The sequence below is a fragment of the Pseudomonas sp. S2_A02 genome, assembly GCF_054668495.1.
The window spans coordinates 2,571,266-2,589,612 of record NZ_CP162776.1 but is presented as its reverse complement, the minus strand read 5'-3'; the positions used below and the strand labels follow the sequence as shown (position 1 = coordinate 2,589,612).

Sequence of the window (18,347 nt, the reverse complement as noted above, 5' to 3'; positions counted from 1 at the left end):
GATGTTTGGTAAATTAAGTTGGGAAGCGGTCCCGTTCCACGAACCGATCGTGATGATAACCATCGCCATGATCGCGCTCGGTGGTCTGGCGCTGTTCGCTGCAATCACCTACTTCAAGAAGTGGACTTATTTGTGGACCGAGTGGCTGACCTCGGTCGACCACAAGAAAATCGGCGTGATGTACATCATCGTCGCCATGGTCATGCTGCTGCGCGGCTTTGCCGACGCCATCATGATGCGTACCCAGTTGGCCATGGCCACCGAGGGTTCGCCTGGCTACCTGCCACCTGAACACTATGACCAGATCTTCACCGCTCACGGTGTGATCATGATCATCTTCATGGCGATGCCATTCTTCACCGGCCTGATGAACCTTGCAGTGCCGCTGCAGATCGGCGCGCGTGACGTTGCCTACCCGTTCCTGAACTCCCTGAGCTTCTGGCTGCTGGTTTCCGGCGTAGTGCTGATCAACCTGTCCCTGGGCGTTGGCGAATTCGCCAAGACCGGCTGGGTTGCCTATCCGCCGCTGTCGGGCCTGCAATACAGTCCTGGCGTGGGGATGGATTACTACATCTGGGCGCTCCAGCTATCCGGGCTAGGTACAACGCTGACGGGGGTCAACTTCCTGGCCACCGTGCTGAAAATGCGTACCCCTGGCATGAAACTGATGGACATGCCGATCTTCACCTGGACCTGCACCTGGGCCAACGTCCTGATCGTGGCTTCGTTCCCGATCCTGACCGCTACCCTGGCACTGCTGACGCTTGACCGTTACATGGATTTCCACATTTTCACCAATGAACTTGGTGGCAATCCGATGATGTACGTCAACCTGTTCTGGGCCTGGGGTCACCCCGAGGTTTACATCCTGATTCTGCCGGCGTTCGGGATCTTCTCCGAAGTCATCTCGACCTTCACCGGCAAGCGACTGTTCGGCCACCACTCGATGGTTTACGCATCGGGCGCGATCTCGATTCTCGGCTTCATGGTTTGGCTGCACCACTTCTTCACCATGGGTTCGGGTGCCAGCGTCAACGCCTTCTTCGGTCTGGCGACGATGCTGATTTCGATCCCGACGGGTGTGAAGCTATTCAACTGGCTGTTCACCATCTACCAGGGCCGTCTGCGTTTCACCAGCCAAGTGCTGTGGACCCTGGGCTTCATGGTGACCTTCGCCATCGGCGGCATGACCGGCGTACTGCTGGCCATCCCGGGTGCTGACTTCGTTCTGCATAACAGCCTGTTCGTGATCGCGCACTTCCATAACGTGATCATCGGCGGCGCGGTATTCGGTTACATCGCAGGCTTCGCCTTCTACTTCCCTAAAGCGTTCGGCTTCAAGCTGCACGAAGGTTGGGGCAAGGCAGCGTTCTGGTTCTGGATCACTGGCTTCTTCGTCGCGTTCATGCCGCTCTACGTACTGGGCTTCATGGGTATGACCCGTCGTCTGAACGCCACCACCAACCCTGAGTGGGTGCCGTACCTGTACGTCGCCATGTTCGGTGCGGTGATGATTGCCTTCGGTATCGCCTGCCAGCTGATCCAGCTGTACGTCAGCGTGCGTGATCGCAACAAGCCAGAAAACATGTGCGAACACGGTGACCCGTGGAATGCCCACACGCTGGAATGGTCGACCTCGTCGCCACCACCGTTCTACAACTTTGCCGTGCTGCCAAAAGCGGAAACCATCGACCCGTTCACCGAAGCCAAGGAAAACGGTACCGCGTACCAGGCTCCGGCCCGTTACGAGCCGATCCACATGCCAAACAACACCGCGACCGGTGTGGTCATGGGTGCTCTGTTGACCGTGTTCGGTTTCGCGATGATCTGGCACATCTGGTGGTTGGCCATCGTTGGCCTGGTCGGCACCGTTGGGTACTTCGTGATCCATGCCGCACGTGATGATCAGGGCTATATGGTGCCGGTCGACGTGATCGAGCGCATCGAAGCCGAGCAGCACAAGCGTCTGGTAGCGGCCGGGAAAGTTCCAGCCACCGCCACCCGTGTTGAAACCTCGTTGGAACAGGCTTAAACCATGTCGAACTTAGTGACCAATGCTGGACACACCCATGTCGATGGACATGGGCATGATGACCATCACCACGACTCGGGCGAGATGACCGTATTCGGTTTCTGGCTCTACCTGATGACCGACTGCATCCTGTTTGCGTCGATCTTCGCGGCGTACGCGGTACTGGTTAACAACGTAGCGGGTGGCCCATCGGGCCACGACATCTTCGAACTGCCATACGTACTGGGCGAAACCGCTCTGCTGCTGTTCAGTTCGATCACCTACGGCTTCGCCATGCTGGCGTTGTTCAAGGGCAAGAAGAACCAGGTCCTGGGCTGGCTGGCCCTGACCTTCATGTTCGGCGCCGGCTTCATCGGCATGGAGATCAACGAGTTCCACATGCTGATCTCCGAGGGCTTCGGTCCTAGCCGCAGCGGCTTCCTGTCCGGGTTCTTCACCCTGGTCGGCACCCACGGTCTGCACGTGACCAGCGGTCTGATCTGGATGGCGATCATGATGTACCAGGTGCAGAAAAACGGCCTGACGGCGACCAATAAGACCCGTCTTAGCTGCCTGAGCCTGTTCTGGCACTTCCTGGACGTGGTGTGGATCTGCGTATTCACCGTTGTTTATCTGATGGGGACTATGTAAATGGCTAACGCTCATTCCCACGATAGCCACGACGCCGGCCACGGCAGCGTCAAGTCCTATGCTATCGGTTTCATCCTGTCGGTGATCCTGACCGTCATTCCTTTCGGCCTGGTGATGTACCCATCGCTGCCGAAAGCCCTGACCCTGTGGATCGTACTGGCCTTCGCAGTCATCCAGGTGCTGGTGCATCTGGTGTACTTCCTCCACCTGGACCGTTCGGCGGCGCAGCGTAACAACGTCATTGCGTTTGTTTTCGCCGCGATCGTAATCGTCCTGTTGGTAGGCCTGTCGCTGTGGATCATGTTCAGCATCCACACCAACATGATGGCGCACTGAGGTAAGTCCGGATGTCCTTGAAGCACTTTATCCAAATCACCAAACCGGGGATCATTTTCGGTAACGTGCTTTCAGTGGCAGGCGGATTTTTCCTGGCCTCCAAAGGGCATGTCGATCTGGCCATCTTCCTGGCTGCCATGATCGGCACGTCCCTGGTGGTGGCTTCCGGTTGCGTGTTCAACAATTGCATCGACCGCGACATCGACCTGAAGATGGAACGCACCAAGAACCGGGTGCTGGTCCAGGGTTTGATCTCCCTGAAACTGGCCCTGGCTTTTGCGACCATCCTTGGTGTTTTCGGCGTTGCACTGTTGTACAAGGTGGCCAACCCGTTGGCTGCACTGTTCGCAGTGATCGGTTTTGTCATCTACGTCGGTTTCTACAGCCTGTACCTCAAGCGCAAGTCGGTTCACGGCACGCTAGTGGGCAGCCTGTCGGGGGCGATGCCGCCGGTGATTGGCTACGTGGCTGTGACTAACAGCTTCGACATGGCCGCACTGACGCTGCTGGTGATGTTCAGTCTGTGGCAGATGCCGCATTCCTACGCCATCGCAATCTTCCGCTTCAACGATTACCTGGCCGCATCGATTCCGGTGTTGCCGGTGAAGCGCGGGATTCAAGTGGCCAAGAAGCACATCCTGCTTTACATCCTGGCGTTCCTCGTAGCGACCTTGATGCTGACCTTCAGCGGCTACGCCGGCATGAGCTACCTCGCCGTCGCCGCGGCCATGGGCATGTACTGGTTGTACATGGCCTGGACCGGTTACAAGGCAGTGGATGACACGGTCTGGGCACGCAAGCTGTTCGTGTTCTCGATCTTCACCATTACTGCGTTGAGCGTGATGATGTCGCTGGATTTTAAAGTGCCGAGTGAGTTGTTGCTGACTTACGCGCCTTAAGCTTCGGATGCTGTAAAGAAAAGCCCCGCCTTCGAGAGAAGAGCGGGGCTTTTTTGTTTAGCGTTTAGCGTTACTGCGCGGCGATGCTGTAGCCGTCGAACGCGGTTTGCTGCTGAAGCGCGGTGATAATGTTCTTGCGGTTGACCGCTTGTTCGGCCCCGTCATTGTCCAGGAACGTTTCGCTTTCCAGTTCCGCTTCATCACCTTCGCCGACGAAAGTGAAGCCCAGGAATTCCAGGGCTTCACGGTCAACGTTCAGGCGCGAACGTGGGGTGCGCAGGGGCAGGGTGACGCTGATTCCGTCCTTGCTGATGGTGAACACTTCGACTTCTTTCTTGGCGCGAGCCGCTTTGCTCTTGCCGCTGCTCGGGTTGCTGATTGCCTGGTGAGTCTGGTTCAGTACCTTTAGCGCCAGACCATAAACGATTTCCTGGAACGCCGGGTCGTCCTTGAAGCTGGACAGAATGCGGCTGATCGAGAATTTGCTGCTCAGGTCTTCCAGGGCGGCGATGTCGGCTGCTTCGGCATCTTTCAGTTGCTTGAGTTCGCCCATCAAATCGTAGGCTTTGTCGTCGTCGAAGCTGTCATGAGCCTGGCGAATCGCGGCGCGCAGCTCACGGATCTGGTCGCTTTCCCGGGTGGATTGAAAAGCGTCCAGAACCATCTCGCTGATGGTCTTGGCCTGAGGCACATGCTGTGAAAGATTGATGGAGTTTTCGTATTCCGCTTTGGACGACAAGGTGACTACGGATTCAGCGGTATTGGAATCGGACATTGAAATTTCACTACTTCTTTAACTTGGATTGAGGCGAGAAAGCACGAGGCTTTTTCAGGCCGCCTAATCTATTGGACCGAGGCTGCGTTGTCACGGATGAACAGGCGGCTGGTCAGCATTTTTGCCAGCGCTGTCGACTATTTCCCCATCGAATTTATATTCATCGAGCGAACCACACATTGTTCTGCCGTTTGCTCATCCACCGGCAAGGAGAAGCGAAAGGTCGCGCCGCGTCCGGGCACATCGATCAGCTCGATCTCGCGACCGTGCAATTGCAGGATCCGATGCACGATCCTCAGCCCCAGTCCGCCATCGCGTCGTGCGCCGCCAATGTTGAACGGACGCAGGAACAGACCTTCGCGCAACTCGGGGGCGATGCCGGGGCCGGTGTCGCTGACGGTCACTTCGATAAAAGCCCCCTGAGGGCGGAGGCTGAGTTCGATTTCTCCGCCTGGGGGAGTATGGCGCAGGGCGTTGTCGAACAGGTTGGTCAGCACCCGCTCGATCAGCCCCAGGTCGGCGCAGGCCACCGCGACATTGGGGGCGAAGCTGGCCTTGAGTTCAATCTGGCGCGCTTCGGCGCTGAGCTCGAATTTCTGAAAAATGTCCTGCACCAGATCGGTCAGGGAAAAGCGCTCCGGCACCGGTTGCACGAAACCGTGCTCCAGTCGCACCAGTTCCAACAATGATTGCGCCAGGCCGCCGACCTTGCGGCTTTGATCCAGGGCGATCCCCAGATAGCGGCGGCGGTCGGCGGGGGACAACGTGGCGTCCTTGAGCGACAGGGTTTCCAGGTAACCGTGCAGCGAGGCCAGCGGTGTGCGCAGGTCGTGGGAGATGTTCGCCACCAGTTCGCGACGCTCCTGATCCTGGCGGGTCAGCGAGCGCCATTGTTCGCCGAGGCGCGCTTGCATCTGTCGGAAGGCGGCGCCGAGTACGGCAATTTCATCGTGGCTGGCGGCTTTTTCTACCGGCTCTGGCTCGGGCGAGACGGGCTGCTCCGACGGAACGCCATTGATATCGAACTGACTGACTTTCTCGGTCAAGCGGCGCAATGGCCGGGTGATCAGGCCAAATGCCGTGAGGCCGGCAATCAGGCACAGCAACGCCACCAGCCCAATGGACAACAACGCGGTATTGAGCGCTGCGCTGGTGGCGCCGCGTTCGGCGAAGCGGTCATGCTCTTCGCTCAGCAACACCACATAGAGATAACCAGCCGGTTGACCGTTGACCCGCAATGGCGCGGCGCTGAACACCTTGCTGCCATCGACGCTGCGCGGATCGTCGCCGAGAATCGGCAGGGCCTCACCTTTGAGCAAACGCTGGATCGGCGCCAGATCGACCTGTTCCCGGCGAATCCGGCCTTCGGGCGCGGCGCTGCCGACAATTCGCCCCCCGGTGTCGAGCAGATAGACCTCGACACTGGGGTTGACCAGCATCAGCTGGCTGAACAATTCGCGCACGGCATTGGGCATCGGGCCATTGCGGTCCATCAGCACGGTGTCGTGGGCGATGTGTTGCGCCAGATCCCGCGACAATCCTTGCACCACTTCCAGTTCATGCATGTGGTTGGAGCGCACCTGCATCCATGCCGAGGTGCCGCAGCACACCAGCAACAATACGGCGAACACCAGGGACAGGCGTTGTGTCAGGGTCAATCTCATGGCTGCTCTCCGCTCGTGGCGAATTTGTAACCACGACCCCACACCGTGAGGATGCGCGCCGGTTGCGCCGGATCGGTCTCGATCTTGGCCCGCAGGCGGTTGATGTGGGTGTTGACCGTGTGCTCGTAGCCTTCATGGCTATAGCCCCACACAGCGTTGAGCAGGTCCATGCGCGAGAAGACCTTGCCGGGCTGGCGGACGAAGAAGTACAGCAGATCGAACTCCCTCGGCGTGAGGTCAAGACGACGGCCATCGAGGGATACTTCACGTGTGATCGGGTCGATGGACAGGCCATCGCTGATCAGGCTGCCAGCGTCCATTTTCAGGTTACGGGCCATGGCGTCGACCCGTCGCAGTAATGCCTTGACCCGTGCCACCAGTTCTAGAATGGAGAAGGGTTTGGCCAGGTAGTCGTCGGCACCGAGTTCCAGCCCCAGAATTCGATGGACTTCGCTGGAGCGCGCACTGGTGATGATGATCGGTGTGTAGCGGGCCATGGCCCGCGCGCGGCGGCAGATTTCCAGGCCGTCGACGCCGGGCAACATCAGGTCGAGGATCAGAGCATCCCAGCTTCCTTGCTGCAGCAGTCGCATGCCCTCATCGCCGTCGGCGCAGTGCACCACCTCGAACTGCTCATCGCGAAGATGCAGGCAGATAAGGTCGGCGATATGCAGGTCGTCCTCGACCACCAGGACGCGTTTGGTCTGTTCCATGGAGCTCAATCCTTTGTGACGCAATGAACACATTGTGCGGGTTTTCCTGAGGCTGAGTTATCACGAATTGTTTAACTCCTCGTGAGGATTTGGCGATCAACTCAAGCCTAGGCTGTGTTCCATGCAAGGCACCTGGAATTTTGGAGAAGGCCCATGTTTTCACGGCGACAGTTTCTTGTAGCAAGCGGCGGGCTGGGGGCTGCAGCCCTGGTGATCGGTGTATTGCCAAAATTTTCCGCAAGCGTTGCGTTGGTCGACGAGGCCCGCGCGGTGGAGGTTTTTGAAGTGACTCACAGCGATAGCGAATGGCGCGCGCTGCTTAGCTCCGAGCAGTACGAGATCCTGCGCGAAGAGGGCACCGAACGGGCCTACAGCAGCCCGCTGAACAACGAGCATCGGGAGGGCGTTTTTGCCTGCGCCGGTTGTGATCTGCCGTTGTTTTCTTCCGACACCAAGTTCGACAGCCGCACTGGATGGCCGAGCTTCTGGGCGCCACTGGACAACGCGGTGGCTACCCGTCAGGACCGCTCCTTCGGCGTGCTGCGCGAAGAGGTCCACTGCCGTCGTTGCGGCGGTCACTTGGGGCATGTTTTCGAGGACGGGCCAAAGCCCACCGGTCTGCGCTATTGCATGAATGGCCTGGCGCTGACTTTCAAGCCACAGGCGTAATCCATGGGCACTTCCTTTCACTCACTTCACGCAGGTCGACGTTATGTGGCTTCTGGTCCTCGCTTATCTCGGTGGTGTGCTGACGATCGTCAGCCCGTGCATTCTGCCGGTATTGCCCTTTGTCTTCGCTCGCACCGGGCAGCCATTTATGAAGAGTGGCTTGCCGCTGCTGGCGGGGATGGCGCTGACCTTCGCGCTCGTCGCCTCGTTGGCGGCGGTGGGCGGCGGCTGGGTGGTGCAAGTCAATCAGTACGGTCGCTGGCTCGCGTTGCTGTTCGTTGCACTGTTCGGGCTGACGCTGTTGCTGCCTCGGTTGGCAGAGCGCCTGACACGTCCACTGGTGGCGGTCGGCGGTCGGCTGTCGGAAGCCGCGGCTGCCGATACCCGGCCGCGTCCCGGCGCTTCGTTGCTGATCGGTGTCGCCACGGGCCTGCTCTGGGCGCCCTGCGCCGGGCCGATTCTGGGCCTGCTGTTGACTGGCGCGGCGCTGCAAGGGGCAAACATCGCCACCACACTGTTGCTACTGGCTTACGCGGCCGGTGCCGCCACCTCTCTCGCCGCGGCACTGCTGCTGGGCGGTAAAGTCTTCGCCGCGATGAAGCGCTCGATAGGCGCAGGCGAGTGGCTGCGTCGAGGTTTGGGAGTCGCGATGCTGGCCGGTGTGGCGGCGATCGCTTTGGGGCTGGATACGGGGATTCTGGCGCGGGTCTCGACAGCCTCCACCGGCGGCATCGAGCAGGCGTTGGTCAGCCGGTTGGCCGATAAGTTGCCGACCGACAGTGGGGCGATGATGTCGCAGATTCCACGGGGCGGCGATCAACCCGCCGGCAGCATGAAAATGACCGCCAAGATACCGGGCGAACTGCCGATTGAAGGCAACCTTCCATCGCTGGACGGCGCTGTGCAATGGCTCAATTCACCCCCTCTCACTGTCCAGGCCTTGAAGGGCAAGGTTGTGCTGGTGGATTTCTGGACTTACTCCTGCATCAACTGCCTGCGCACCCTGCCGTATGTGAAGGCCTGGGCCGAGAAGTATCGCGATCAGGGCTTGGTGGTAATCGGTGTCCATACGCCCGAGTTTGCCTTCGAACGTGATGTAGGCAACGTCACCAAAGCCATGAAAGACCTGGGCATCACTTATCCGGTGGCAATCGATAACGACTATAGGGTCTGGCGTGCTTTCAACAACCAATACTGGCCAGCCCACTATTTTGCCGATGCTCAGGGACGCATTCGTTATCACCACTTTGGTGAAGGCAAATACGCCGAATCGGAGCGAGTGATTCAGCAACTGCTGCGTGAGGCGGGCGCTGCGAAAGTCGAGGACGGACTAATCAATGCTCGTGCCGAGGGTGTCCAGCTCGCCCCGAACATGAATGAAGTGCGATCGCCGGAAACCTATGTCGGCTACCGACGGGCGGAGCATTTCGTCGCTGAAACCGATCTGGTGCCGGACAAGGTGGAGGCCTACAGCCCACCGTCGCAACTGGCCCTCAATGATTGGAGCCTGGAGGGTCAATGGACTGTCGGTCCGGAGCGAGCCGTTTCAAACGCACCGGCCAGTCGTATCGTCTACCGCTTCCACGCTCGCGATCTGCATCTGGTATTGGGCCCCGGTGCTGACGGCAAACCGGTGCGTTTCAAAGTGTTGATTGACGGCAAGCCCCCAGGAGATGCCCACGGTGTCGACGTGGCGCCCGATGGCAGCGGCAGCGTCACCGAGCAGCGGTTGTATCAACTGGTACGCCAGACCGCAGGCGTAACGGACCGGACGTTCAGCATTGAGTTTCTCGATCCCGGTGTGTCGGCGTACGCATTTACGTTTGGTTGATAGCCCCATTCGCTCAGGAGACAGCTCATGAAAACTCTATTTAACTGGCGTCGGACCCTGCTGGGATTGGTCGCCGCCAGTGTTATCGGTCAGTGTGCAGCGTTCTCCTTCGGAGTCGCTGAAGAGGCGGTCATCATTCCACCACCAACGCTCGACGAAAAAACTCAAGCGCACAGCGAGACGGCGGTTTTTGCCGGCGGTTGCTTCTGGGGCGTCCAAGGGGTATTTCAACACGTCAAAGGGGTGAAGAACGCTGTCTCCGGTTACGCGGGCGGCTCAGCCGACACCGCTCAGTATGAGCGGGTCAGCAATGGCGATACCGGTCATGCGGAGGCCGTCGAAGTCACCTTCGATCCCGCTCAAGTCAGCTATGGCAATCTGTTGCAGATCTATTTCTCGGTGGCTCACAATCCCACCGAACTCAACCGCCAGGGGCCGGATCGCGGCACCCAGTATCGATCGGCGCTTTTCCTGAAAAGCGCTGAACAGCAACGCGTCGCCCAGGCATATATCGCACAACTCGACACCGCCCATTCGTTCAACAAACCCGTCGTTACCCAACTGGAAACCTACAACGGCTTTTACCCTGCGGAGGACGAGCATCAGGACTTCCTGGCCGAGCACCCGACGTATCCCTACATCGTGATCAATGACCTGCCGAAGGTGGCGCAGTTGAAGCAGCTGTATCCGGATAGGTATCAGGCGAAGCCGGTGTTGGTGAAGACTGGTCAATAGTGCATTGGCTACTTCAAGCGTGAGCGTTCCATCGCTATGGTTGACGTTTCAAAGCCCAGCTTTGAAAAGAAATCCGAAGCGCCTTCACGGCCTGCTCGCAGAACCCAGGTAATGGCGGTGTTGTCGCCCATGACATGCTCAACCAGCGCGCGACCGATGCCTTCACGTCGAGTTTGCCTGCACACGACAACCATCGACAGATAACCATTAGATAAACCGTCGGTGACACCTCGGGCAAACCCGACGATGTGGGAGTTCTTTATCGCAAGAGCTGTACATTGAGAGTTAGCGATCAACTGAGCGAAATACTCAGATGAACCGGTGCGGTGAGCCCACCCATTCTCGCCAAGAAAAAGTCGCACGGACTCCACGTCCGACGGCTGCACATTACGGATAAGCACGGGAGTATTCATCATGAAATCACATTCTTGCCCGCAATCTTCGACCGATACAGCGCCTGATCAGCTCTTGCCAGCAGCCCGGTCTGTTGTTCTTCTTCAAAGCGTTGTACCACGCCAAAACTCATGGTCACTTGATAGTCCCCGACTGGCAGCAGGCTCGAAAGGCCATGGCGGATTCTTTCAGCGAGCGCCCTGGCGTCGGCCAACAAGGTATTAGGCAGGATCATGATGAATTCGTCGCCTCCCCAACGGGCCAACAAATCACCTTCACGCACGTAGTGCTTAACGCTCTCGATCACCTGCACCAACGCCGCATCACCCAGGGCATGGCCGTAGTGATCGTTGATGTTCTTGAAATCATCTATGTCCATGGCGATCAGCGACAGGGGCTGACGAAAGCGTTGGGCGCGGTCGCATTCCTGGGGCAGGGCTTTTTCCAGCCGATAGCGGTTAGCGATGGAGGTGAGCACATCGGTTTCCGCCAGTTTACGATTCTCTTCGAGTTGGATCTGCAACTGCTGATTGACCCGAGACAACTCCCGGGTGCGTTCTTCGACGATGGCTTCGAGGGATTGATTGCGCCGTTCCATTTCTTCGAACAAGCGTTTCTTGTCTTCGATACTGCGGTGCGCGCCGACCATTCGTGCCACTGAGCCGTCGGCATTACGTGCCAGCACATAACCGCGATCTTCGATCCAGGTGTAAGTGCCATCCCGCATGCGGCAGCGATACTCGGCTTGATAGCCGGGTGCACGCTGCTTCAGGTAGTCATCAAACAGCGCCATGACTCGTGAATAATCGTCGGGATGGATAACGTTTTCCCAGGTCAGCACGTTGTTATCCAGGGAATGAGGCGGATAACCGAGCATCTCGTACCACCCGGGGTTGCGGTAGACGAACCCGGTGTTGGCATTCCAGTCCCAGATGCCATCGCTGACCAGTTCCAGAATGGTGTGCAACATGCCTTCGTTAAAATCTGACAGATTGAACTTCAACGGCTCGATATTCGATGCCTCACCCATCATCGGTCTCCCTGCCGAACTGATATCAACGTGACTCGCCAGTCGAGGAGATTAGTTCATGGGGTATTGCCCCGGCTAGTGCTTGCCCCACCTCTGCAGCGCAAAGTCGACGAAGCTGCGCAATTTCGGCAAACGGTAGCGGTCCTGGGCGTACACCAGGTTCATTGGCCGACTCGGCAATTGGTAGTCCTGCATCAAGGCCACCAATTTTCCGTCCTGAAGGTCCTGCTCCACCAAGGCATCGGGCACCATCACGATGCCCATCCCGGTTCGCGCCGCTTGATGCAGCCCCGCCGAGCTGTTGATCAGCATCGGTCCGCTGACCTCCACCATGACTTCGCCTTCGGGTCCCCTCAAGCGCCATTGTTTGGCTACCGAGTGCCAGTCATCTCCGGCCGGATAGGCGAAGGCCAGGCAGTCATGGTGTTGCAGGTCGGCAGGTTTTTCCGGAGTGCCTCGGCGCGCCAGATAGTCCTTCGAAGCACACAGAGTCATTGTGTAGTCGATGAGCGGGCGGGCGATCATGTTGGACATCTCGGTAGTGCCCAAGCGAATCGCTACATCGAAACCGTTGTCGAGCAGATCCAGGCGCTGGTTGGTCAACACAACGTCGAGTTTGACCTGCGGACAGCGCAGCGCGAATTCGCTCAAGGCCGGTGCCAGCCGTTCGGTGCCGAAGGTCAGCGGGGCAGTGATGCGCAGAGTGCCGCTCGGTTCGTCCAAGGTCTGTTCGGCCAGGCGTTCGGAATCGGCCACCAGCCCCAACACTTCAAGGCAACGCTGATAGTACACCGTGCCAAATTCCGTCAGCCGCTGACGCCGTGTCGTACGGTTGAGCAGGCGCACACCCAGACGTTGCTCCAGGGCCCGAAGATGATTGCCGACCATGGTCGTCGACATTTCGCACTGCAAAGCGGCGGCGGTCATGCTGCCGGCTTCCACCACTCTTACGTAAACGGTCATTGCCTGGAACAAATCCATTATCAAACTCAGCTTTAAAATGATTGAAGTGTTGCAGTGTTTATCCAGCTCAGGTGGCTAACCATACTGCAAAAACACCGACTATTAATGGAGTTTGATGTCATGACCGCCGCCTGCCTGATGAGCACTTACCAACCCTTGGCCCTGAGTTTCAGCAAAGGCTTGGGCACGCGCTTGTGGGATCAGGCCGGTCGCGAATATCTGGACGCGGTGGCGGGCGTGGCGGTGACCAACGTCGGCCATTCCCATCCACGAATTGTGGCGGCCATCAGTGAGCAGGCCGGGCTGCTGTTGCATACATCCAACCTGTACAGCATCGACTGGCAACAGCGGCTGGCACAGAAACTGGTTCGGTTGTCTGGCATGGACCGGGCGTTCTTCAACAACTCTGGCGCCGAAGCCAATGAAACCGCGCTGAAACTCGCGCGGCTTTACGGCTGGCATAAAGGCATCGAGCAGCCGCTGGTGGTGGTCATGGAAAACGCCTTTCACGGTCGTACTCTCGGTACCTTGTCCGCCAGTGACGGCCCGGCGGTGCGCCTGGGCTTTAACGAGTTGCCTGGGGATTTCATTAAAGTGCCGTTCGGCGACCTCGCGGCGTTGGAGGTGGTGCAACAAGCCCACGGCCGGCGCATCGTGGCGATCCTGATGGAGCCGATCCAGGGCGAAAGCGGTGTGCAAATGGCGCCGCCCGGTTATCTCAAAGCGGTGCGCGAACTTTGCAACCGGCACGCCTGGCTGCTTATGCTCGATGAAATCCAGACTGGCATCGGCCGCACCGGCCAGTGGTTTGCGTTCCAGCATGAAGGCATCATCCCGGACGTCATGACCCTGGCCAAAGGCCTGGGCAACGGCATCCCTATTGGTGCCTGTCTGGCTCGGGGCAAAGCAGCCGACCTGTTTACCCCCGGCAGCCACGGCAGCACGTTCGGCGGAAATCCGCTGGCGTGCCGCGTCGGTTGCACCGTGCTGGAGATCATTGAAGAACAAGGGCTGCTGGAGAATGCCAAACTGCGGGGAGAACACTTGCTCGCCAGATTGCGCATCGAATTGGCCGATGACCCCAACGTTCTGGCAATTCGCGGCCAGGGTTTGATGATTGGCATTGAACTCAAACAACCGATTCGCGACCTGACCCTGATAGCCGCCCGCGATCACGGCTTGCTGATCAACGTGACACGGGGCAAAACCATTCGACTTTTGCCGCCGCTGACGATTGATGAGCGGGAAGTGGAGATGATTGTCAGAGGAGTTGGTCGGGCAGTGAGCGCAGCCTGACTTCTCCTGGGTGAATGCATTCCCCTGTAGGAGCAGCCTTCGGCAGCTCCTTGTATCTCGACTATTGCTCCATCAGGAGCGATAGTTCTCGACTGATCATCGAGGGAGGGACCTGGAAGCCGTGCAGCTCCTTAGGCTTTTTGCCTGTGACGTAGATCGTGCTCCAACCCTCCACACTCACTCGTACAGTTCGAACGGTATCTTGGGCCCGTCTCTGGCGAGAGCCCGCATTCACAAGGTTGGACAGAGTGTAGTGATGATCGCAACTGATCTGATTGGGAGAAGACATGTCCAGTTTCGTCGGCGTCGATGTCGCTAAAAACACCTTTGATATCGCTACACACCTGCCGAATGGCAAGCATAAAACCAAAGCCAAACTGGCGAACGACGCCAAAGGATTCAAAGAGTTTGAAGCCTGGCTGCACAAGCAGGTCGAACCTTCGGCACTGATCGTGATGGAGGCCACCAGTGTCTATCACCTGGCGCTCGCCGAGTTCGTCTACAACAAGGGTTACCGGGTTTGCGTGGTGAATCCGGCCACGACCCATGCCTACGCCGGCAGTGAGTTACGCCGGATCAAAACCGATAAAAGCGACGCCAAGCTGATCGCGGACTTCGCCCGGGAAAAGGATGAAAAGCTTCAGCCATGGGCGCCGGAGCCTCTGAAGTATCGCCAGTTGAAAGCCTTGGTTCGCCGCCTGGATGACCTTCAGGAAATGCAGCAAATGGAGCTCAATCGTCTGGGGGTATCTGACGAAAAGGTCAAAGCCTCAATTAACTCCGTGCTGCACCATATCGAAAAAGAGATCGCTGAAACGCACAAAGCGATCAAAAAACACATCGATGACGACCCGGATATGCGTCAAATGCGCGACTTGATCGTGACCATCGACGGTATCGGGCAGAAAACGCTTGAGCGGCTGCTGGCCGAGCTGGGCGACCTGCGTAAATATGACGATCCTCGCAAGCTGGTTGCTGCTGCTGGGTTGAACCCCAAGCTGCAGGATTCGGGACTGCTCAAAGGCCGTACTGTGATCTCAAAAATCGGCTCAGCGCGCGTGCGGGCAGGCCTTTACATGCCCGGCCTGGTGGCGCTGCAGCACAACAAGGCGATCATGGCCATGAAGGATCGCTTGAAGGCCAACGGCAAGGCCCCCAAGCAGATCATTTGTGCCGCGATGCGCAAGCTGCTGCACTTCGTTTATGGCGTGCTCAAATCGGGCCAGCCTTATGACCCGAAACTTGCGCTTGCTCGGTGAGGTTTAAGACGGTATCTACAGGATCGGTATCTGCGTCAGTGGAATCAGGAGCGATCAGTCGGTTTGTATATTGTGTTGATGAAAGCCGAGACTTCAGCCCGGCTCATCAGTTGAAGTTTCGAAGCATTGAACCCTTCAAACAAACGCTGGTGAGCGGCAAATCCACTGGACCCTTCGCGAGTACGGTAACTACCCGCCCAGTCCTGTAACGCTATCAGCAACTCATCACTATCGTCCCGGTTCGCTTCTCGCTGGCGAATATGACTGACGCAGTCTTCGTCCAACAGACACAGCCAGATCAACGCCGTCGCCTGTTCCACAAGTTCGCTGACCATCCAGCCATACACACCCTCGATAACCCAACGATTTTTGCTCGCCGCCACACGCGCCATTCCCAATGCCTCGGCGCGGGGACGAGCGATGCTGTGTTCATCGGATATCCAGTGAATCAGGTCGAGATCGATCCAGGGCACTTGCAGGTGCTCGGCCAGTCGTTTGGCCAGCCAACTCTTGCCCGAGCCGGAGTTGCCGATGATCAGGGTTCGAGTGAGGTTCATGCTGTGCAGGTAATAATTGCTCATGGCAACTCGGGCAAAGTCATTCAACCGCTTCGGAAATTTCAGGCGCGATCATCCGCGTCTTCGGCGATCCATCCGCATTGAATTGATAAATATCCCGCGGCTGGCCCTTTTCATTGAAGAACACTTGGCCGATCCCTGCCGAGTTCCACAGCCGTTCCCCGGCTTCGGCGTGTTCGGGAATGTGCGGGACAATGCGCATGCGCCGGCGCTTGGTCAGCCAATTGAGGGGCGAGCGGGGCGAGTAGAGCCAGCGGTTGAGGCGGTCGAACCATTCGAGCAGGGCGGGCGGGAATTCGTTTTTGATCCCGCTGCTGGTGATCTGCCAGATGCGCGGGCCGGCCTTGCGGTATCGGATCAATACTTCGTAGACGAAGGAATAATGCACATCACCGGACAGCACTACGTAGTTCCCGGGTGTGCGGGAGTGTCGGAAAATGTTCAGGATCACTTGGGCCGCGCCGCGATGGGCCATCCAGTTTTCGGCGTCCACCATCAATGGATAACCGCACCAGCTGAACACACGTTGCACGGTTTCGATCAGTTTGACCCCGAAGATCGGCGCGGGCGAAACGATGATTGCCGAGGGATGATCGAGCAATTCCTGTTGCAGCTCGCTGAGTGCTTCCCAGTCCAGCAGACCCGACGGTTGCTTGAGGTTCATCTCGCTGCGCCAGCGCCGGGTGCGGGTGTCGAGTACCACCAGCGCCGGGCGGGTGGGCAGTACGTAATGCCACTTCTGAAAACTCAGCAGCTCATCGATCAAATCGTCCTGGACGTTGCTGTCGAGGTAATGGTCTTGCCCCGTGGCACTCAATAGACGGGTTTTTTCCAGCATGCTGCCAAATGCATCCGGGTTGTTGCCCCAACCCTGACACAGCATATAAGCGAGCAGTGCGTTGCCGATGATGCGCTTGGAGAAAGGATGGCCGTAGGCCGTTTCCTCCCATTGCGCGGAAAGATTCCAGTCATCGGTAATATCGTGGTCATCGAAAATCATCAGGCACGGCAGATGCGCCATCGCTCGCCCCACACCACTCAGTCCTTTCTTGAACGCATCGATGCGCATCTGCTCCAGGGCATAGCGCTTGCGTCGTTCGGGTGTGAGCGCCGGTGGTTCTGGCGCGATCAGTGTCCAGGACGTTGGCGACCATACTAATAGGTACATGGCTATGACCTCGGCGAAGGTCACCAGATGGTTGTCGGCGCTGCTACTGGTAAAAATCGGCTTACGCGCTCCACCGAAAAATCGTTCGCGCAGGGTTTCGTTGCTTTCAAGCGCCGGTAACAAATCCGCACGATGGTAGTAGCTGGCTGGGTGTTCGTAGAGTTTGGCGCTGTCGCTGACCACCGCACCGTCGAGGTGTTCGTCGAACAGCCCCAGGCGCTCGATCAAGGCATGAATTGCCAGCAACATCGGCCCCGCGACATCATCCGCATACACCTGGTCGCCGCTCATCATTAATAGCGCGGGGCGCTTGCAGGCGTCCGGCTCGGACTCCAGCAACCGATCGACGCACAGCAAACCATCGGCCGCCGGATGGTGAGGCTTACGGCAGGAGCCATGCAGCAACTGATCGATGCGCGAGCGCAGCACGAAATTCGGGTAATGCGCTTCGCCGTACAGCAGATGCGGCGCCCACTCGGCGATGCCCGACGGCGTGCCATCCGCTTCGGTGATCAGCAGGTCGTACTCGATCAACGTGTCGCAGGGCAGGGCGGCATCCAGTGGCACATCTATCAAATGAATGAAGGCATGAGTTCCGACCGGGATGATCGTGCATTGATCCGCATCGAGCCGGATGTCGACTCCTTGCAAGCGTAGCGTCAGCGACAGCGCACGCGACCCCACCAGCCACAGCACCAGCCTCGTGGGTTCCAGGCGCCGTAATAGCGGGCCGACGAGGACCGGTGGCAAAGGAGAGTGATCGGCGGGCAATGGCAAAGATACGGGCATCCGGGTTCAAGACTCTTGGTGCAGAGAGGCGGGCGATGATAGCGCAGTGGGAGGGCAAGCCAAGGCGGCGGTATATTCTGGTGAGTTCTCCTATATAGAAGGGGAATGCGCTGTTTTCCGGCTTGCGCAAAGTTATTGATAGAAAAGCATAATTAGGAGTTGACGGCAGATTCTGGAAGTCTATAATTCGCCCCACTTCCGGCGCAGTCGAAACGGAAAACTCCTTGGTAAACAAAGAGTTATGCAGTTTTCGACAGCGGTTACGCTTCAGTTCATCGAAGCCAGAAGGAGTTGGTAAGGCCGTGTGTTTTCGCCTTATTGACGGTTCGATCTTCTCGGTCGAAAGCGGAGAAAAAGAGGTGTTGACAGCAGCGATTAACGCTGTAGAATTCGCCTCCCGCTAACGAGAGATCGGAAGCGCAAGTGGTTGAAGTTGTTAAGGAAAACCTTGAAAACTTCTGAAAATAACCGCTTGACAGCAACAGAGGCTGCTGTAGAATGCGCGCCTCGGTTGAGACGAAAGATCTTAACCAACCGCTCTTTAACAACTGAATCAAGCAATTCGTGTGGGTGCTTGTGGAGTCAGA

17 protein-coding genes are annotated in these 18,347 nt (G+C 58.0%); 9 read left to right on the top strand and 8 right to left on the bottom strand.

Translation table 11 applies throughout. The features are described from left to right. The first annotated feature begins 1 nt into the window (after position 1). From cyoB to cyoE, 4 genes are read left to right on the top strand one after another with little or no spacing between them, the layout of a single operon-like run. On the top strand, positions 2–2,032 hold the full coding sequence (gene cyoB / locus AB4O41_RS11965) for a cytochrome o ubiquinol oxidase subunit I (protein ID WP_460147854.1): 2,031 nt from the start codon (positions 2–4) through the stop codon (positions 2,030–2,032). Positions 2,033–2,035: 3 nt separating this feature from the next. Further along, positions 2,036–2,662: a cytochrome o ubiquinol oxidase subunit III gene (locus AB4O41_RS11960; RefSeq protein ID WP_192346092.1), complete on the top strand. Its 627-nt coding sequence runs from the start codon at positions 2,036–2,038 to the stop codon at positions 2,660–2,662. Then, entirely contained in the window at positions 2,663–2,998 is a 336-nt protein-coding gene (gene cyoD / locus AB4O41_RS11955) for a cytochrome o ubiquinol oxidase subunit IV (protein ID WP_008025399.1), read from the top strand. It begins immediately after the preceding gene. An 11-nt stretch (positions 2,999–3,009) separates the two neighbouring features. After that, positions 3,010–3,897 (top strand): heme o synthase, encoded by an 888-nt coding sequence (gene cyoE, locus AB4O41_RS11950; RefSeq protein WP_095055612.1) that lies wholly within the window; start codon positions 3,010–3,012, stop codon positions 3,895–3,897. Between the two features lie 70 nt (positions 3,898–3,967). On the opposite strand, the gene AB4O41_RS11945 is transcribed toward cyoE, so the two are convergent. From AB4O41_RS11945 to AB4O41_RS11935, 3 genes are all read right to left on the bottom strand, one after another. Then, the gene (locus tag AB4O41_RS11945; protein ID WP_460147853.1) at positions 3,968–4,672 is read right to left on the bottom strand and encodes a hypothetical protein; all 705 of its coding nucleotides are present in this window, start codon (positions 4,670–4,672) and stop codon (positions 3,968–3,970) included. A gap of 137 nt (positions 4,673–4,809) precedes the next feature. Next, positions 4,810–6,336: a sensor histidine kinase gene (locus tag AB4O41_RS11940; protein WP_460147852.1), complete on the bottom strand. Its 1,527-nt coding sequence runs from the start codon at positions 6,334–6,336 to the stop codon at positions 4,810–4,812. Next, complete coding sequence (locus AB4O41_RS11935; protein WP_367374266.1) at positions 6,333–7,049, bottom strand: response regulator transcription factor; 717 nt, start codon at positions 7,047–7,049, stop codon at positions 6,333–6,335. The genes AB4O41_RS11940 and AB4O41_RS11935 overlap by 4 nt, the downstream gene beginning before the upstream one ends. Positions 7,050–7,202: 153 nt before the next feature. On the opposite strand from AB4O41_RS11935, the gene msrB reads away from it, so the two are divergent. From msrB to msrA, 3 genes are read left to right on the top strand one after another with little or no spacing between them, the layout of a single operon-like run. Next, positions 7,203–7,718 carry a peptide-methionine (R)-S-oxide reductase MsrB gene (gene msrB, locus AB4O41_RS11930; RefSeq protein ID WP_460147851.1) on the top strand — a complete coding sequence of 172 codons (516 nt, stop codon included), beginning with the start codon at positions 7,203–7,205 and terminating at the stop codon, positions 7,716–7,718. A 43-nt stretch (positions 7,719–7,761) separates the two neighbouring features. Next, positions 7,762–9,549 carry a cytochrome c biogenesis protein DipZ gene (locus tag AB4O41_RS11925; protein ID WP_460147850.1) on the top strand — a complete coding sequence of 596 codons (1,788 nt, stop codon included), beginning with the start codon at positions 7,762–7,764 and terminating at the stop codon, positions 9,547–9,549. Between the two features lie 27 nt (positions 9,550–9,576). Further along, on the top strand, positions 9,577–10,284 hold the full coding sequence (gene msrA, locus AB4O41_RS11920; RefSeq protein WP_460147849.1) for a peptide-methionine (S)-S-oxide reductase MsrA: 708 nt from the start codon (positions 9,577–9,579) through the stop codon (positions 10,282–10,284). A gap of 8 nt (positions 10,285–10,292) precedes the next feature. On the opposite strand, the gene AB4O41_RS11915 is transcribed toward msrA, so the two are convergent. The 3 genes from AB4O41_RS11915 to AB4O41_RS11905 form a co-directional block, all read right to left on the bottom strand. Then, entirely contained in the window at positions 10,293–10,697 is a 405-nt protein-coding gene (locus tag AB4O41_RS11915; protein WP_460148336.1) for a GNAT family N-acetyltransferase, read from the bottom strand. Then, a complete protein-coding gene (locus AB4O41_RS11910; RefSeq protein WP_367374271.1) occupies positions 10,697–11,707 on the bottom strand; it encodes a sensor domain-containing diguanylate cyclase in 1,011 nt (336 codons plus the stop codon). Before AB4O41_RS11910 ends, AB4O41_RS11915 begins: the two co-directional genes overlap by 1 nt. A gap of 75 nt (positions 11,708–11,782) precedes the next feature. Beyond that, a complete protein-coding gene (locus tag AB4O41_RS11905) occupies positions 11,783–12,688 on the bottom strand; it encodes a LysR family transcriptional regulator (RefSeq protein ID WP_460147848.1) in 906 nt (301 codons plus the stop codon). A gap of 102 nt (positions 12,689–12,790) precedes the next feature. Between AB4O41_RS11905 and AB4O41_RS11900 the strand changes: the two genes are divergently transcribed. Together AB4O41_RS11900 and AB4O41_RS11895 are read left to right on the top strand one after the other, a co-directional pair. After that, entirely contained in the window at positions 12,791–13,966 is a 1,176-nt protein-coding gene (locus AB4O41_RS11900; RefSeq protein WP_460147847.1) for an acetylornithine/succinylornithine family transaminase, read from the top strand. 287 nt (positions 13,967–14,253) lie between these two features. Next, positions 14,254–15,225 (top strand): IS110 family RNA-guided transposase, encoded by a 972-nt coding sequence (locus AB4O41_RS11895; RefSeq protein WP_460144197.1) that lies wholly within the window; start codon positions 14,254–14,256, stop codon positions 15,223–15,225. A 44-nt stretch (positions 15,226–15,269) separates the two neighbouring features. Here the strand turns inward: AB4O41_RS11895 and AB4O41_RS11890 are convergent, their stop codons facing one another. Together AB4O41_RS11890 and AB4O41_RS11885 are read right to left on the bottom strand one after the other, a co-directional pair. Then, positions 15,270–15,806: a P-loop NTPase family protein gene (locus tag AB4O41_RS11890; RefSeq protein WP_460147846.1), complete on the bottom strand. Its 537-nt coding sequence runs from the start codon at positions 15,804–15,806 to the stop codon at positions 15,270–15,272. Between the two features lie 16 nt (positions 15,807–15,822). Further along, entirely contained in the window at positions 15,823–17,760 is a 1,938-nt protein-coding gene (locus AB4O41_RS11885) for an alkaline phosphatase D family protein (RefSeq protein WP_460147845.1), read from the bottom strand. Positions 17,761–18,347: the final 587 nt, after the last annotated feature.

What these genes read in the sequence shown, in the direction of transcription:
- AB4O41_RS11935 (WP_367374266.1), bottom strand. Translation starts at nt 7,049, where the DNA reads ATGGAACAGACCAAACGCGTCCTGGTGGTCGAGGACGACCTGCATATC.
- AB4O41_RS11890 (WP_460147846.1), bottom strand. Translation starts at nt 15,806, where the DNA reads ATGAGCAATTATTACCTGCACAGCATGAACCTCACTCGAACCCTGATC.
- AB4O41_RS11910 (WP_367374271.1), bottom strand. Translation starts at nt 11,707, where the DNA reads ATGGGTGAGGCATCGAATATCGAGCCGTTGAAGTTCAATCTGTCAGAT.
- AB4O41_RS11900 (WP_460147847.1), top strand. Translation starts at nt 12,791, where the DNA reads ATGACCGCCGCCTGCCTGATGAGCACTTACCAACCCTTGGCCCTGAGT.
- AB4O41_RS11960 (WP_192346092.1), top strand. Translation starts at nt 2,036, where the DNA reads ATGTCGAACTTAGTGACCAATGCTGGACACACCCATGTCGATGGACAT.
- AB4O41_RS11905 (WP_460147848.1), bottom strand. Translation starts at nt 12,688, where the DNA reads ATGGATTTGTTCCAGGCAATGACCGTTTACGTAAGAGTGGTGGAAGCC.
- AB4O41_RS11915 (WP_460148336.1), bottom strand. Translation starts at nt 10,697, where the DNA reads ATGAATACTCCCGTGCTTATCCGTAATGTGCAGCCGTCGGACGTGGAG.
- cyoB (WP_460147854.1), top strand. Translation starts at nt 2, where the DNA reads ATGTTTGGTAAATTAAGTTGGGAAGCGGTCCCGTTCCACGAACCGATC.
- cyoD (WP_008025399.1), top strand. Translation starts at nt 2,663, where the DNA reads ATGGCTAACGCTCATTCCCACGATAGCCACGACGCCGGCCACGGCAGC.
- AB4O41_RS11895 (WP_460144197.1), top strand. Translation starts at nt 14,254, where the DNA reads ATGTCCAGTTTCGTCGGCGTCGATGTCGCTAAAAACACCTTTGATATC.
- msrA (WP_460147849.1), top strand. Translation starts at nt 9,577, where the DNA reads ATGAAAACTCTATTTAACTGGCGTCGGACCCTGCTGGGATTGGTCGCC.
- AB4O41_RS11940 (WP_460147852.1), bottom strand. Translation starts at nt 6,336, where the DNA reads ATGAGATTGACCCTGACACAACGCCTGTCCCTGGTGTTCGCCGTATTG.
- cyoE (WP_095055612.1), top strand. Translation starts at nt 3,010, where the DNA reads ATGTCCTTGAAGCACTTTATCCAAATCACCAAACCGGGGATCATTTTC.
- AB4O41_RS11925 (WP_460147850.1), top strand. Translation starts at nt 7,762, where the DNA reads ATGTGGCTTCTGGTCCTCGCTTATCTCGGTGGTGTGCTGACGATCGTC.
- msrB (WP_460147851.1), top strand. Translation starts at nt 7,203, where the DNA reads ATGTTTTCACGGCGACAGTTTCTTGTAGCAAGCGGCGGGCTGGGGGCT.
- AB4O41_RS11945 (WP_460147853.1), bottom strand. Translation starts at nt 4,672, where the DNA reads ATGTCCGATTCCAATACCGCTGAATCCGTAGTCACCTTGTCGTCCAAA.
- AB4O41_RS11885 (WP_460147845.1), bottom strand. Translation starts at nt 17,760, where the DNA reads ATGCCCGTATCTTTGCCATTGCCCGCCGATCACTCTCCTTTGCCACCG.